This is a genomic window from Streptomyces sp. ISL-94, assembly GCF_018614075.1.
Taxonomy (GTDB): Bacteria; Actinomycetota; Actinomycetes; order Streptomycetales; family Streptomycetaceae; genus Streptomyces.
Genome location: NZ_JAGGOZ010000017.1, coordinates 51,185 through 65,516 on the forward strand (window position 1 = coordinate 51,185; position 14,332 = coordinate 65,516).

Genomic DNA, 14,332 nt, shown 5'->3' on the forward strand with positions numbered 1-14,332 from the left:
GCCAGCTCCTTCAGGCTGCGACGAGGTAGGAGAAGACCGACTCGAGGGACTCGTCGGAGGGCGAGACCGTCAGCAGCCGGATGCCGTGCGCGCGGGCGACCTGCGGCAGCAGCTCGGTGAAGCGCCCGAAGTCCACGGCCTGGACGCGCAGGGCGCCTTCGTTGAGGTCGACCTCGATACCGGCCGTGGACGGGTCGGCGATCAGGGCCGCGGCGAGGGCCCGGTCGTCGGAGGAGCGGATGAGGTAGCGGTGCGGGCGGTCCGTCATCAGGCGGCGGATCTTGCGGAAGTCGCCGGAGGCGGCGTGCCGGCCGGCGACGACCACCTCGATGTGGGAGGCGAGCTGCTCGACCTCCTCCAGGATGTGCGAGGAGAACAGGACGGTGCGGCCCTCGTCGCCCATGCGCCGCAGCAGGTCCATCAGCTGCATGCGCTGGCGCGGGTCCATGCCGTTGAAGGGCTCGTCGAGGAGCAGGACGGACGGGTCGTGGACCAGCGCGGAGGCCATCTTCACGCGTTGGCGCATGCCCTTGGAGTACGTGGAGATCTTGCGGTCCTGGGCGTACTCCATCTCGACGGTGGCGAGCGCCCGCTGGGCCGCCGCGTCGTCGAGCCCGTGCAGCTCGGCATTGGCCACGACGAACTCCCGGCCGGTGAGGAAGTCGTACATCGCCTCGCGCTCGGGCACGACGCCGATCTGCTTGTAGACCTCCTCGTTGCGCCAGATCGGCGCGCCGTCGAGGGTGACGGTGCCCGTGGACGGTGCCAGGAAGCCGCCCATCATGTTGATGAGCGTGGACTTGCCCGCGCCGTTGGGGCCGAGGAGTCCGGTGACGCCGGGGCCGATGCGCATGGTCACGTCGTTGACGGCGACGACGTTCCCGAACCAGCGGGAGGTGTGGTCGATGTCCAGAATGCTCATGGGCGCAGCCCATTCCTTAGAGGGGTGGTGGCGGGCGACGGGTGGGCGGTCACAGCCCCGCCTTCCGGTAGCGGGCCATCAGGGCGGCGTAGGAGCCGGCGATGAGGCCGAGGATGACGAGCAGGTAGACGAGGCCGGTGCCGGCCGAGGGACCCTCGCCGCCGGGGAAGGCGGAGGTCGCGCCGAGGAACGCCGTCTGGAAGCCGTCGATCAGGGTGATCGGGGAGAACAGGCCCAGCCAGTCGATGGCTCCGGCGTTCCCGGTGTTGTAGGAGATGCCCTGGACGGCGGTGACCGCACCGTACGGGATGAGCAGCACGGCGATGATCGCAGCGACACCGAACCCGCGGCGCGGGGTGAGCGCCGCCATGACCAGGCCCAGCCCCGCGAAGAGAAGCGACAGCAGCAGCACCGACACGAGTCCCTGCCCGAATCCCTTGGTCTGGTCGCCGAAGTCGAACTTCGCCAGCAGCGAGCCGATCCACATGATCAGCAGCGGGGTGGCGGTGAGGATGAACAGCGCCGAGGCCATGGCGGCGTACTTGGCGACGACGTAGTCGACCCGCTCGATGGGCCGCGAGAAGTAGAGCGGCACGGTCTTGAAGCGCAGGTCGCGGGAGACCGACTGGGGCGCTTGGGAGGCGAGGTAGAGGCCGATGACCACCTGGGTGGTCAGGGCGTACGTCGTGTACTTGATCGGCAGTTCGGTGGAGCCGGGGACGGCGATGGCCACCGCGACGAGGATCAGTGCGGGAACGCACATCACCGCGAAGAGGATCATCGGCAGGACCTTGGACTTGGCGGAGCGGCCGAGTCCGTAGGCGCCGCGCAGGGACTGCGAGAACAGCGACTTGCGGGCGTAGGCGCGGCCGAGCCGGGGGCCGTCGTAGGACCGGTAGCCGATGTTGTGGATCTGGGTCGAGGTGTCAGGCGCCATCGGAACCGGCTCCCTTCTGCTGGATGGGCCGCGAGGGCTGGTCGTTGTCACGGAAGACCTCCGCGATGTGGTGGCGGCGCTGTTCCATGCGGACCAGGCCGATGCCCAGGTCGGCGACGGTGTCGCGGACGGTGTCGTACGTGTCCTCGCCCGTGGCCTCGACGAGGAGGATGTGTCCGGCACCGGGCAGGCCCTGCTCCTCGGCGATGTGGAGGGTGATGCCCGCTTCGGTGAGCGCCTTGCGCAGGGCGGCGGTGCCGTCCGGGTGGGCGTCGGAGTCGGTGACCTCGACCGCGAGGGTCGTGGTGATCTGGGTGAAGTCGCTGGTGGAGCTGGAGCGCAGCAGCTTGCCGCCGTCGACGACCACGACGTGGTCGCAGGTCCGCTCCAGCTCGCCGAGGAGGTGGGAGGTGACCAGGACGGAGATGCCGAAGTCCGTGTGGATACGGCGGATCAGGCCGAGCATCTCGTCGCGGCCGACCGGGTCCAGACCGTTGGTCGGCTCGTCGAGGAGGACCAGCTGAGGGTCGTGGACGAGGGCCTGGGCGAGCTTGACGCGCTGCTTCATGCCCGTGGAGTAGCCGCCGATGGGGCGGTAGCGCTCCTCGTACAGCCCCACGTGGCGCAGGGTGTCGGCCGTGCGCTCACGGGCCGCCGTCGGCGGGAGGCCGGACATGCGGGCCATGTGGACGACGAACTCGGTGGCCGAGACGTCGGGCGGCAGGCAGTCGTGCTCGGGCATGTACCCGACGCGTTCACGGATGGCGCTGCCATGCGTGGCGACGTCGAGACCGAGCACGGCGGCACTGCCCTCGGTGGCGGGGGACAGTCCCAGCAGGATCTTGATCAGCGTGGACTTGCCGGCTCCGTTGGCACCCACGAGGCCGGTCACACCAGGCCCGATGTCCAGGGAGAGCCGGTCGAGCGCGGTCACTCGGGGGTACCGCTTGCTCAGGCTTTCGGTCGCGATGACAGTCACAGGCCCGACGTTAGTGGCGCAGGCCGGGCCGATCGTCAGACTTGGAGCGGGATCCCGTCTCCGCCTTCAGGACTACGGACCCTGACGTAAGGCTGATGTGAAGGAGCGATCCGGGCTGACGCGGGCGGGCTGACACGGGCCGTCCTGATGCAGGGCCGTCCTATGCGGACCGGACAAGTTTGTCCACAGGTCTGTGCACGGCCCTTGACGTGATCTCCAGTCATTGTCACATTCATCAGTGTCAAGTTACGGGCGCGTACGGCTACAACGGACGGACGGCTGGCATGGCTGGGGACACCAAGCAACGCACCGCGCAACTCACGGCCGACCTGCGCGGGTTCAGGGAAGTACAGCGGCTCTCCTACGAATGCGCCGAGACGGTCGCCGCGCAGCTGCGGCCCGGGGTGACCGAGCGTGAGGCGGCGCGCATGCAGCGCGAATGGCTGCGCGAGCGCGGAGTCCGCGACTGGTTCCACCTACCCTTCGCCTGGTTCGGGGACCGCACCGCCTTCGTGAATTTCAAGATCCCGCTCCAGTTCTTCCCGACCAACCGGAAGCTGGAGCCGGGGATGCCGTTCATCCTCGACATGGCACCGGTCTACAAGGGGTATGCGGCCGACATCGGATATTCGGGCAGCCTCGGCCTCAATCCGGTGCAGGACCGGCTCATGTCCGATCTGCAGGCCCACCGCGCGCTGATCCTGGACCAGGTGCGCGAGCGGCGCTCGCTGCGCGAGATCTACGAGAACGTCGAGCGGCTGATGAACCGGCAGGGGTACGCCAACCGGCACCGCGCCTACCCCTTCGGCGTGATCGCGCACAAGATCGACCGCGTCAAGGAGCGGCGCTGGTCGCCGACCGTGTTCGGATTCGGCACCCAGTCCTTGAAGGGACTGGCCTCCGACGCCCTGCACGGGCACCGCGAGGGCTGGTCCCCGTTGTGGAGCCCCTACCACTTCTCCGACCATCCGCCGCAGCCCGGCCTGTGGGCGGTGGAGCCGCACCTGGGCTTCCGCGGCACCGGAGCCAAGTTCGAGGAGATCCTGGTCGTCACCGACTCCCGGGACCCCTTGGAGAGCGCATTCTGGCTGGACGACGATCTGCCGCACGTGCGGCGCTGGGCTGAGGAGAAGGCGGCATGAGCGGCATGGGCGGGGCGGGCACGGCGGTACCGGCAGGCGCGCGCGAGCGCTGGGTGAGCACCGGCGGGGTCGAGCTGTGCGTCGTCGAACTCGGCGAGGCGGACCGGCCGACCGTGCTGTTGGTGCACGGCTATCCGGACAGCAAGGAGGTCTGGTCCGAGGTCGCCGAGCGGCTGGCGGAGCGCTTCCACGTGGTGCTCTACGACGTACGCGGCCACGGGCGCTCGACCGCTCCGCGGCCGCTGCGCGGCGGCTTCACGCTCGAGAAGCTGACCGACGACTTCCTGGCCGTGGCGGACGCGGTCAGCCCGGACCGGCCGGTGCACCTGGTCGGGCACGACTGGGGCTCCGTACAGGGCTGGGAGTTCGCCACCGTCGCCCGCACCGAGGGACGGATCGCCTCCTTCACCTCGATGTCGGGGCCCTCCCTGGACCACTTCGGGCACTGGATCAAGAAGCGGATGGCGCGGCCCACCCCGCGCCGGGCCGCGCAGCTGCTGAGCCAGGGCGCCAAGTCCTGGTACGTCTACCTGCTGCACACACCCGTGCTGCCGGAGCTCGCATGGCGCGGGCCGCTCGGCAAGCGGTGGCCCGCGATCCTCCAACGCGTCGAGAAGGTTCCGGCCGGCTCCTACCCGACGGCCTCCCTGCCGTCGGACGCGGCGCACGGCGCCTGGCTCTACCGCGACAACGTGCGGCCCCGCCTGCGCCGGCCGCGCGCCGACGCCTACGCCCACGTACCCGTGCAGCTGATCACCCCGACCGAAGACGCCTTCCTGTCCGAGCGGCTCTACGACGAGCTGGAGCTGTGGGCCCCCGATCTGGTACGCCGCACGCTGCCCGCCAAGCACTGGGTGCCGCGGACCCGGCCCGACCAGCTGGCCGCCTGGATCGGCGAGTTCGTCACCGCCCGGGAGGAACCGGCCACCTGGGCACCGGAGCAGAAGGCTCCGGGCCGGTACGCCGACCGCTTCGGCGGTCAGCTGGTGCTGGTCACCGGCGCGGCCAGCGGCATCGGCCGGGCCACCGCCTTCGCGTTCGCCGAGGCCGGGGCCCGGGTGGTGGCCGTGGACCGGGACGCGGAGGGCGCGGCGCGCACGGCCGACATGGCCCGCTTGGTCGGCGCGCCCGAGGCCTGGGGCGAGTGCGTGGACGTCAGCGACGAGCAGGCGATGGAGAAGCTCGCCGCGAAGGTCGCCGCCGAGTACGGGATCGTGGACGTCCTGGTCAACAACGCCGGGATCGGCCTGTCCGGGGCCTTCCTCGACACCACCGCCGAGGACTGGAAGAAGGTCCTCGACGTCAACCTGTGGGGTGTCATCCACGGCTGCCGGATCTTCGGGAAGCAGATGGCGGAGCGCGGCCAGGGCGGGCACATCGTCAACACCGCCTCCGCCGCCGCCTACCTTCCCTCCAAGACCCTGCCCGCCTACAGCACCTCGAAGGCCGCGGTGCTGATGCTGTCGGAGTGCCTGCGCGCGGAACTGGCCTCGAAGTCGATCGGCGTCTCCGCGATCTGCCCCGGCATCGTGAACACCAACATCACCACCACCTCGCGCTTCGCCGGGGTGGACGAGGCCGAGGAGAAGCGCCGCCAGGAGCGCTCCTCGCGGCTGTACGGGCTGCGCAACTTCCCGCCGGAGAAGGTCGCCGACGCGATCCTGCGGGCCGTGGTGCGCAACGAGGCCGTGGTGCCGGTGACACCGGAGTCCAAGGGCGCCCTGTGGATGTCCCGCTTCGCGCCGCGCACCCTGCGGCGCCTCGCGAAGCTGGAGCCCAGGCTGTGAACGGGACCGGGACCGGGGCCGACAGCGACACCGGGACCGGGACCTCGTACGTGATCAGCCCGCGCCGGGTGGCCTTCGACTGGAAGACCACCCCGCTGCACTGGATACCCGGCGAGCCCACCGCCACCCACGTCATCAACGTGCTGCACCTGCTGCTGCCCGCCGGGGAGCGGTGGTTCGTCAAGGTCTTCAAGGAGGGCCTGCCGCTGGTCACCGACCCCGAGCTGCGCAAGGACGTCAAGGGGTTCATGGGCCAGGAGGCCACGCACAGCGTGCAGCACTCCTACGTACTGGACCACCTGGCCGAGCAGCGGCTGCCGACGGAGGCGTACACGCAGCACGTGGACTTCCTCTTCGAGAAGCTGCTCGGGGAGACCCCGCCCTTCGGGGCGCCCGTCCCGGCCCGGGAATGGCTGCGCTTCCGGCTCGCGCTGGTCGCCGCCATCGAGCAGTTCACGGCGGTCCTCGGAGACTGGGTGCTGCGCGCCGAGGGGCTCGACCGGGCCGGAGCGGACGAGATCATGCTGGACCTGCTGCGCTGGCACGGCGCGGAGGAGGTGGAGCACCGCTCCGTCGCCTTCGACATGTACCAGCACTGCGGGGGAGCGGGCCTGCCCCGGTACGCGCGGCGCATCGAGGGGATGGTGGTGGTCGCGCCCGTACTGGCCTGGCTGTGGGTGTGGGGGGCCTCGTACCTCATACGCAACGACCCGGAACTGGGCGGCCGGCCGCGCTATACGCTCCGCGCTCACAACCGGGCGGTGGCCAAGGGCCTGCTGCCCACGTGGAGAGAGCTCGGCACGGCCATACCCCGCTACTTCCGGCGGTCGTACCATCCCTCGCAGGAGGGCTCGCTGCGCAGGGCGGTCGAGTACCTTGCGGCTTCACCTGCCGCCCGGGCCGCGGCGGCCGCGGTCGGCCGAGCCGCGATGTCGTAGGGAGCCGGGATTGTCCGATCAGGCGGTAGCCGAGTACCGGATCGAGGATCTGGCGCACCACAGCGGGGCTACGGTGCGCACGATCCGTGCGTACCAGGACCGCGGTCTGCTGCCGAAGCCGGAGCGGCGCGGCCGCTCCAACGTCTACCGGGACACGCACCTGGCGCGGCTGCGCCAGATCGCGGACCTGCTGGACCGCGGCTACACACTGGCCTCCATCAAGGAGCTGCTGGAGGCCTGGGACGCGGGGCGCGGGCTGGGCGGTGTTCTGGGGCTGGTCGCCGAGGTGCACGGGCCGTGGACCGACGAGGAGGCGGCCCGGATCAGCCGGGAGGAGCTGAACGACCGCTTCGGCGGCCGGCCCGACGACGAAGCGGTGGACGAGGCGTGCGAGCTCGGGGTGCTGGAACGGATCCCGGGCCGTCCGGACCAGTTCCTCGTGCCCTCGCCGCAGGAGCTGGCCGTGGCCGCCGAGCTGTACGCGGCGGGCGTGCCGCTGTCGGCGATCACGGGTCATCTGCGGGAACTGCGCGGGCAGGTGGAGCACATCGCCTCGCGGTTCCTGGAGTTCACCACCGAGCACGTCTTCGCGCGCTACCTCGGGCACGTGCCGCCGACCGACGCGGACGCGGCGGAGGCGGCGACGATGGTGCGGAGGCTGCGGCCGCTGGCCCAGCAGACCGTGGACGCGGAGCTGGCGCGGGCGATGCGGCTGTTCGCGACCCGGCACCTGCAGCGGCACCTGGGGGCGGCCGGGGCGCCGCAGCCGTCGGGGCCGTCCCCGGTGGCGCTGCCGGCCGGGACGGTACGGGCGGTGCAGGACCTCGTCGGTGCCGATCACGTGGCGGAGTTCATCCGGGCCGCGACGGAGCGGGAGCTGCAGGCTCGGACGATGAACGATCTGGCCCGCCGGGGCGAGCGGTAGTCCACAGGGCGGATCCCACGTTTGTCGTCAAAACCCGCCCAAACGGCTGTGGACAAGTCCCGTTTGCCTGTGGGCAACGAGGGCGCCGTCTCAACCGATGGTCTCGTAGGCCGCCTTGTCGGGGACGGGCAGAGCCTCCGACACGGGCTCCGGGGCGGGCACTGGTATGGCTTCCGGCACGGCCTCCGGGTACGCATCCGCCGAAGCCTTCTCCGGGGACCGGGCGGTCCCGTACAGCAGGCCGGCGAGGGCCAGGCCGAGGATCCCGCCGAGCAGCTGGGCGCCGACGAAGCCGGGAAGCGACTGCGGGGCGATACCGGTGAAGGAGTCGCTGAAGCTGCGCCCGATCGTGCCGGCCGGGTTGGCGAAGGAGCCTGACGAGGTGAACCAGATCGCGGCGGCGATGTAGGCGGCGACCGCGGCCGGGATCAGCCGCGGTCGCCCGGTCCGCCCCAGGCCCTGGATGACGAGGACGAGGCCGGCGGTGGCGACGACCTCGCCGATGAGCAGGTGGCCGCCGTCCCGGACCTGGGTGGCGAAGGTGCCCGGGACCCGGCCGAACATGGCCTCGGCCAGGACGGCGCCGCCGATGGCTCCGGCCGTCTGGGCGGTCGCGTAGACCAGCGCCTCCCGGCCGGCGAGCCCCTCGCCGCCGGTGCGCCGGGACCACCAGGCGGTCAGGGTGACCACCGGGTTGAGGTGGGCGCCGGACAGCGGCCCGAACAGGGTGATGATCAGTCCGAGGCCGATGGCCGAGGCCAGCGAGTTGGCGATCAGCGCGACGCCGGTGTCGCGGCTCAGCTCGGAGGCCTGGATTCCGGAGCCGATCACGACCACGAGGAGGCCGGCGGTCCCGATCAGTTCGGCAGCCGCACGGCGTGGCAGAGCAGCCGCACGGCGTGGCAGAGAGGTATGGGCTGTCATGGTTTCTCCCCCTGAAGAGAAGTGGCAGCGGAAAATGTATTCCGTATCTTGGAATGGCGATAGAGGGTGTCCACGCCGGCCGGCGCTCGGAAAATGCCTGCCGGAAGGCCACCTGACCGGGCACGCTGGGACCATGGACGACAGACGCACGGTGAAGGTGTCCAAATACGTCTCGAAACACCTCCGGCATCAGCCGGAACGGATCGGACTGGTGCTCGACCCCCACGGCTGGGTGGAGATCGGTGATCTTCTGCGCGCGGCCGCCGCCCACGGCTTCCCCTTCAGCCGCGCCGAGCTCGACCATGTCGTCGCCGCCAACGACAAGCAGCGCTTCGCGGTCGAGGGCACCCGCATCCGGGCGAGCCAGGGCCACACCGTCGCAGTAGACCTCGATCTCCCCGAGGCCGAACCGCCCGCGTACCTCTACCACGGCACCATCGCCACCGCCCTGGACGCGATCCGCGCCGAGGGCCTGCGCCCGATGGCCCGCCACCACGTGCACCTGTCCCCCGACCGGGAGACCGCGACCCGGGTCGGCGCGCGGCGCGGCCGGCCGGTCGTCCTCGCCGTGGACGCCGGGGCGATGCGCGCCGCTGGACACGTGTTCCGGATCAGCGCCAACGGGGTGTGGCTGGCGGATGCCGTTCCGCCGGAGTTCCTTCGCTTCCAGTAGCCGCTTCGCCTGCACTTCTCCGGTGCTTTCCCGCCACATCACCAGTGCTTACCCTGCACGCGCCCGGCGCCCGCCCGGCAGGCGCCCGGCACGTCCCGTCCGCGGCCGGGCGCGGGAATTCACTCAGGGATTGTCGGACCATCCCCCTAATCTGTTCCCCACTCCGGGATCTGTGAGGGGGGCACCTCGCGATCGCCGAACCATCCCCGTATGCACGCGAGGTGACGCCCCATGACGTCCACACCCCACAGCTTTCAGGTAGATCTGCGCGGCCTGGTCGACCTGCTCTCCCACCACCTCTACTCCAGCCCGCGCGTCTACGTCCGCGAGCTCCTCCAGAACGCGGTGGACGCCGTCACCGCCCGTCAGAGCCTCGATCCGGCTGCGGAGATCCGCATCCGGCTGTCCGCAGCCGACGGCCGGGTGACCATCGAGGACAGCGGCATCGGCCTGACCGCCGCCGAGGCCCACTCCCTCCTCGCCACCATCGGCCGCAGCTCCAAGCGCGGCGACGAGCACAGCCTGGAGGCCACCCGCCGGGAGTTCCTCGGCCAGTTCGGCATCGGCCTGCTCGCGTGCTTCGTCGTGGCCCGCCAGATCCGCGTCGTCACCCGCTCCGCCCGCGACCCGCAGGCCGCGCCCGTCGAATGGCTGGCCACGGACGACGGTTCGTACACTGTCCGCGAACTGCCCCACGAGGCACGCCCGGAGCCCGGCACCACCGTCGTCCTCGAAGCCCGCCCCGGCGCGGCCGAATGGGCCGTCCCGGCCAAGGTCGAGGAACTGGCCCGCGACTACGGCTCCCTGCTGCCCTACGACATCACCTTCGACGACGGCGGCGGCGAGCCGCGCCCCGTCACCGACCGGCCCGCCGTATGGGACCGGCCCTTCCCCACGCCCACCGCCCGCCGCGTCGCCCTCGCCGGGCACTGCTCCCAGACCTTCGGCTTCACCCCGCTCGACAGCATCGACCTCGACCTGCCGGTCGCCGGGGTGCGCGGAGTCGCGTACGTCCTCCCCGAACTGACCAGCCCCGCCCACCGAGCCGGACACCGCGTCCACCTCAAGGGCATGCTGCTGACCGACCGCGCCGACAACCTGCTGCCGGACTGGGCGTTCTTCGTCCGTGCCCTCCTCGACACGGACACGCTGCGGCCCACCGCCTCCCGCGAGAACCTGTACGACGACGAAACCCTGTCCGCCGTACGGGAGGCCCTCGGCGCCCGCGTCCGGAGCTGGCTCGCCGAGCTGGCGGCGAGCGAGCCGGAGCGGCTGGCCGCCTTCCTGCGCGTCCACCACCTCGGAGTGAAGTCCATGGCCCGGCACGACTCCGAGCTGCTCGGACTGATGCTGCCCTGGCTGCCGTTCGAGACCAGCGACGGCCCGATGAGCCTGGAGGAGTTCACGGCCGCCCACACGGACGTCCACTTCACGCGCACGGTCGAGGAGTTCCGGCAGATCGCGCCGATCGCAGCCGCCCACGGTCTCGGCGTCATCAACGCCAGTTACACCTACGACGCGGACCTGCTGGCCCTGCTGCCCTCCGTACGGCCCGATCTGAAGGTCACCAAGCTCGACGCCGGAGCCGTCACCGAGCGGCTCGACCCGGTGCCCACCGCCGCGGAACTGGAACTCGCCCCCTTCCTCGCCACCGCACGCACCCGCCTGGAACCCCAGGGCTGCGATGTGGTGCTGCGCGCCTTCCAGCCCGTCGCCGTCCCCGCGCTCTACCTCGACGACCGCCAGGCCCGGCAGGAGCGGGACCGGACCGCCGCGCTGGAGAGCGCCGACTCCCTGTGGAGCGGCATCCTCGGCGCGCTGCGCGGCTCGGCGCCGCGCGCCCGCCTGGTCCTCAACCACAACAACCCGCTGATCCGACGGATCGCGGGGCTCCCCGACGAGGCGCTGACCGGCACCGCCGTCGAATCGCTGTACGCGCAGGCCCTGCTGATGTCCCAGCGGCCGCTGCGCCCCGCCGACTCCACACTGCTCAACCGGGCCTTCCTCGGGCTCCTGGAATGGGCGACCCACCCCACCGAGGCCCAGGAGGACCGGAAGTGACGATGCTGACGCGCCAGGAGATCGAGCTCGGGCTGGCGGAGAACCGCGAGGCTCCGAACGGCGCCGCGCGCAACGCGCACGCCGAGGCCCTTGTCGGCGCCGCCGAGGCCAGCGGCGACCGGGCCCTGTTCCGCGCGGCACTGGACAACCTGGTGGGCGCCTACCTCTTCAGCTCGGAGTCGTCGAAGCTGCTCGTGCCCTTCGCCCGGCTGCTCCAGGAGTACGACAAGGACCCAGGCGCCTTCTCCGAATGGGACGCCCATTCGTTGTTCTGGCAGTTCAAGTGGGTGACCACGGCCCTTTCCGACTCCCCCGGCATCCCGCTGGAGTCGGCCACCGGCTGGCTGGCCGAGATGGAGCGCCGCTACCGGCTCGCGGGCTACAGCGAACGCCCCGTACGCGAGGCCGAGCTGTGGCTCGCCGACGCGATGGGCGACGACGAGCGGGCCGATCGTGCCTTCAAGCGCTGGCTGGCGGCCGAGCGCGACGACATGAGCGACTGCCACGCCTGCGAGCTCAACGGTCAGGGCCAGTACGCCGTGCTGCGCGGGGACGACGCCCGTGCCCTGGAGATCTGGACGTCGGTGCTGGTTGGCGAGAGGACCTGCGCCGAGGAGCCGCACCGGGTGCTGGCGACCTCCCTGCTGCCGCTGCTGCGGCTCGGCCGGGCCGACGAGGCCCGTTCGCACCACCTGCGCGGCTACCGCATGGCCCGCGGCAACGAGAGCCTGCTGCCGTCGATCGGCAAGCACATCGAGTTCTGCGCGCTCACCGGCAACGAATCACGGGGCCTGGAGATCCTGGCCGAGCACGCCGCCCACGTGGCCCCGCTCGCCAACGTCGACGACCAGCTGGCCTTCCACGGCGGCATCCTCGTCCTGCTGCGCCGGTTGACGGAGCTGGGGCACGGTGGGAGCCCGGCCGTCCCCTACGAGGGCGCGCCGCGCACCGTCTCCGAGCTGTACGAGGTGCTGTACGCGGGCGCGCTCGACATCGCCCGCCAGTTCGACGCGCGCAATGGAACCACCCGGGTCTCGGAGCGGTTGCTGGCGCGGATCGGGCGCGAGCCGCTGACCGGCCGCCTGCCGCTGGGGGTGCGCAGCACGGCGCTCGCCGGGGCGGCGCCCGCCGTCGCGGCGCCGGTGGTGGAGCCGGCCGGGCCGACCGGGTTCGCCGAGTTGGTGGAGCGGGCCCGGCAGGCGCGCGACCAGGGGCATCCGGGCGCCGACGCGCTGTGGGCCGAGGTGGCGGTACGGGTGGACGCCCAGCCGGAGCCCGATCCGCTGGTCGCGGCCGATCTGGCGGACCACCGGGCCCTGGCCGCCGCGCGCCGCGGGGCCGAGGAGGCCTCCGCACTGCTGACGGCGGCACGGGACGGCTACCGGGAGCTCAGACAGGCTCAGCGCGCGGCGCTCGCGGAACTGCGGCTGGCGACGCTGGCCGCGCAGTCCGGCGCTTCGCCGGCCGAGGTACGGCGGCTGCTGGGCGTGGCCGTACGGGCCGCCGAGGGACTCGACGCCGCCGAACCGCTGCGGATCCGGCGGATCGCGCTCGCGGAACTGTCGGCGATCCGGGTGGAGTCGTACCTGCGCTCGGTCGAGGCTGCCTCCCACCCCCATCACGAGGGTGGGCACGATCACGCCGGGGACCACGGTCACGGTGGGCTGGCCGCCGAGTTGGCCGCCTTTGTCGCCGCCTACGCGGACACGGTGCCGGATCTGGCGGCGGAGGCCGAGGAGACGCTGGGCCGGGTGGCCCTGTCGCAGGGGGATCAGGAGCGGGCCGTGGCACTGCTGGCCGGGTCCGCCGTACGGGCGGTAGCGGCGGGGCGGCCCTGGCAGGCGGTGGATCCGCTGGTGCTGCGGGCGGGGGTGCTCATGTCCCTGGACCGGCCCGAGGAGGCGGAGCAGGCCGCGCGTTCCGCACTGGAGCACGCCGCCGAGGTGACCGACTCCGAGGCGCAGGGCGTCGTACGTCTGACCCTCGCGGACATCCTGCTGCGGCGGGGTGACGCGGCCGCGGAGGCAGCCGGGCACGCGCTGGAGGGAGCCCACTGGTTCGACCTGGCCGGTCTTACGGCGGACGGAGGGGCGCAGGCCCGGCTGGTGCTGGCCCGCGCCCATGTTCAGGACGACCGTGCCGCCGAGGCGGCCGAGGTGCTGCAGTCGGCGCTGCCCGACCTGCTGGAGCACGGCGAACAGCAGGCGGTGTCGGTACGGGAGTTCCTGGGCGATCTGCTACGCCGGCTGAACGAGCCCCGCCGGGCGGCCGAGCAGTACCTGCTGGCGGCGGAGACGGCCAAGGGCTGGGAGGATCCGCGGCCGCAGGCGAGCTTCGCGCAGTCGGCGGCCGACGCCCTGTCCGACGCCGGGCTGGCCGTGGAGGCGGTCGCCGCCTACGAGAGGGCTCTGGAGCTGCACCGCCTGACGGGGGAGGCGCCGGTCGCCGAGGTGCGCGTCCTGCGCTCCCTGGCCTGGCTGGGGCTGCGCGAGGGGGTCGATGACGCCGCGGTGAACCGGGCCCGGGCCCTGATGGCCGAGGCCGCCCAGGTCCTGGAGGCCGCCCTGGCGGCGGAGCCGGGCTCCGTCGGGCTCCGCTCGGAACTCGCCCAGACCTGGCATCAGCTGGCCCAGGTGCTCGACCGGCACGTCAGCACGCAGCAGGAGCACGACGAAGAGGGCGACGAGGACGACGAAGACACCGAGAGCGCCGGCGAGGACGGCTCGGCCCCGGCGGCGGAGCGGCTGGGCGAGGCAGAGATCGAGGCGCTGCGGCTGGAGGAGATCGCGCTGTGGGACCGGGCTGCCGCGACCTATGCGGAACTCGGCCCGGGCCATCTCCAGGACCGCTTCCAGTGCCTGAACAACGCCGCCTGGACGGAACACGAGCGGGGCCGCGCGGAGGCGGGCGCCGAACGGATCTCCGCACTGCTCGACGGGGTCCGGGAACTGCCGGAGGACGCCGTGCCCGAGTGGCTGCTGTCGTCCGCCGAGCGGCTGATCAGGCAGCTGACGGCCTGAACCCGCTGCCGCCGGGCCGTCGCC

Annotated in this window: 11 protein-coding genes; 7 read left to right on the plus strand and 4 right to left on the minus strand. The window is 72.0% G+C overall.

Annotated elements, in window-relative coordinates:
- Window positions 1-10: 10 nt before the first annotated feature.
- The 3 genes from J7E94_RS06595 to J7E94_RS06605 are packed head-to-tail and all read right to left on the minus strand — an operon-like array spanning window position 11 to window position 2,838.
- Window positions 11-922: an ABC transporter ATP-binding protein gene (locus tag J7E94_RS06595; protein ID WP_215013154.1), complete on the minus strand. Its 912-nt coding sequence runs from the start codon at window positions 920-922 to the stop codon at window positions 11-13.
- 49 nt (window positions 923-971) lie between these two features.
- Entirely contained in the window at window positions 972-1,859 is an 888-nt protein-coding gene (locus J7E94_RS06600; RefSeq protein ID WP_215013155.1) for an ABC transporter permease subunit, read from the minus strand.
- Complete coding sequence (locus J7E94_RS06605) at window positions 1,849-2,838, minus strand: ABC transporter ATP-binding protein (RefSeq protein WP_215013156.1); 990 nt, start codon at window positions 2,836-2,838, stop codon at window positions 1,849-1,851. Before J7E94_RS06605 ends, J7E94_RS06600 begins: the two co-directional genes overlap by 11 nt.
- 284 nt (window positions 2,839-3,122) lie before the next feature.
- Here J7E94_RS06605 and J7E94_RS06610 point away from each other — a divergent pair, with 284 nt between their 5' ends.
- The 4 genes from J7E94_RS06610 to J7E94_RS06625 are packed head-to-tail and all read left to right on the plus strand — an operon-like array spanning window position 3,123 to window position 7,630.
- A complete protein-coding gene (locus tag J7E94_RS06610) occupies window positions 3,123-3,980 on the plus strand; it encodes a M24 family metallopeptidase (RefSeq protein ID WP_215013157.1) in 858 nt (285 codons plus the stop codon).
- Window positions 3,977-5,767 carry an SDR family oxidoreductase gene (locus tag J7E94_RS06615; RefSeq protein ID WP_215013159.1) on the plus strand — a complete coding sequence of 597 codons (1,791 nt, stop codon included), beginning with the start codon at window positions 3,977-3,979 and terminating at the stop codon, window positions 5,765-5,767. The genes J7E94_RS06610 and J7E94_RS06615 overlap by 4 nt, the downstream gene beginning before the upstream one ends.
- Window positions 5,764-6,705, plus strand: coding sequence for a metal-dependent hydrolase (locus J7E94_RS06620; RefSeq protein ID WP_374224398.1), 942 nt, complete (start codon window positions 5,764-5,766; stop codon window positions 6,703-6,705). Before J7E94_RS06615 ends, J7E94_RS06620 begins: the two co-directional genes overlap by 4 nt.
- 10 nt (window positions 6,706-6,715) lie before the next feature.
- Window positions 6,716-7,630 carry a MerR family transcriptional regulator gene (locus J7E94_RS06625; RefSeq protein WP_215013160.1) on the plus strand — a complete coding sequence of 305 codons (915 nt, stop codon included), beginning with the start codon at window positions 6,716-6,718 and terminating at the stop codon, window positions 7,628-7,630.
- Window positions 7,631-7,720: 90 nt separating this feature from the next.
- Here the strand turns inward: J7E94_RS06625 and J7E94_RS06630 are convergent, their stop codons facing one another.
- The gene (locus tag J7E94_RS06630; RefSeq protein ID WP_215013161.1) at window positions 7,721-8,554 is read right to left on the minus strand and encodes an aquaporin; all 834 of its coding nucleotides are present in this window, start codon (window positions 8,552-8,554) and stop codon (window positions 7,721-7,723) included.
- 133 nt (window positions 8,555-8,687) lie between these two features.
- Here J7E94_RS06630 and J7E94_RS06635 point away from each other — a divergent pair, with 133 nt between their 5' ends.
- The 3 genes from J7E94_RS06635 to J7E94_RS06645 all read left to right on the plus strand — a co-directional run bounded on the left by J7E94_RS06635 (window position 8,688) and on the right by J7E94_RS06645 (window position 14,308).
- Window positions 8,688-9,227 carry an RNA 2'-phosphotransferase gene (locus J7E94_RS06635; RefSeq protein ID WP_215013162.1) on the plus strand — a complete coding sequence of 180 codons (540 nt, stop codon included), beginning with the start codon at window positions 8,688-8,690 and terminating at the stop codon, window positions 9,225-9,227.
- Window positions 9,228-9,458: 231 nt separating this feature from the next.
- Complete coding sequence (locus J7E94_RS06640; RefSeq protein ID WP_215013163.1) at window positions 9,459-11,288, plus strand: HSP90 family protein; 1,830 nt, start codon at window positions 9,459-9,461, stop codon at window positions 11,286-11,288.
- Window positions 11,285-14,308: a tetratricopeptide repeat protein gene (locus J7E94_RS06645; protein WP_215013164.1), complete on the plus strand. Its 3,024-nt coding sequence runs from the start codon at window positions 11,285-11,287 to the stop codon at window positions 14,306-14,308. The genes J7E94_RS06640 and J7E94_RS06645 overlap by 4 nt, the downstream gene beginning before the upstream one ends.
- The last annotated feature ends 24 nt before the right edge of the window (window positions 14,309-14,332 follow it).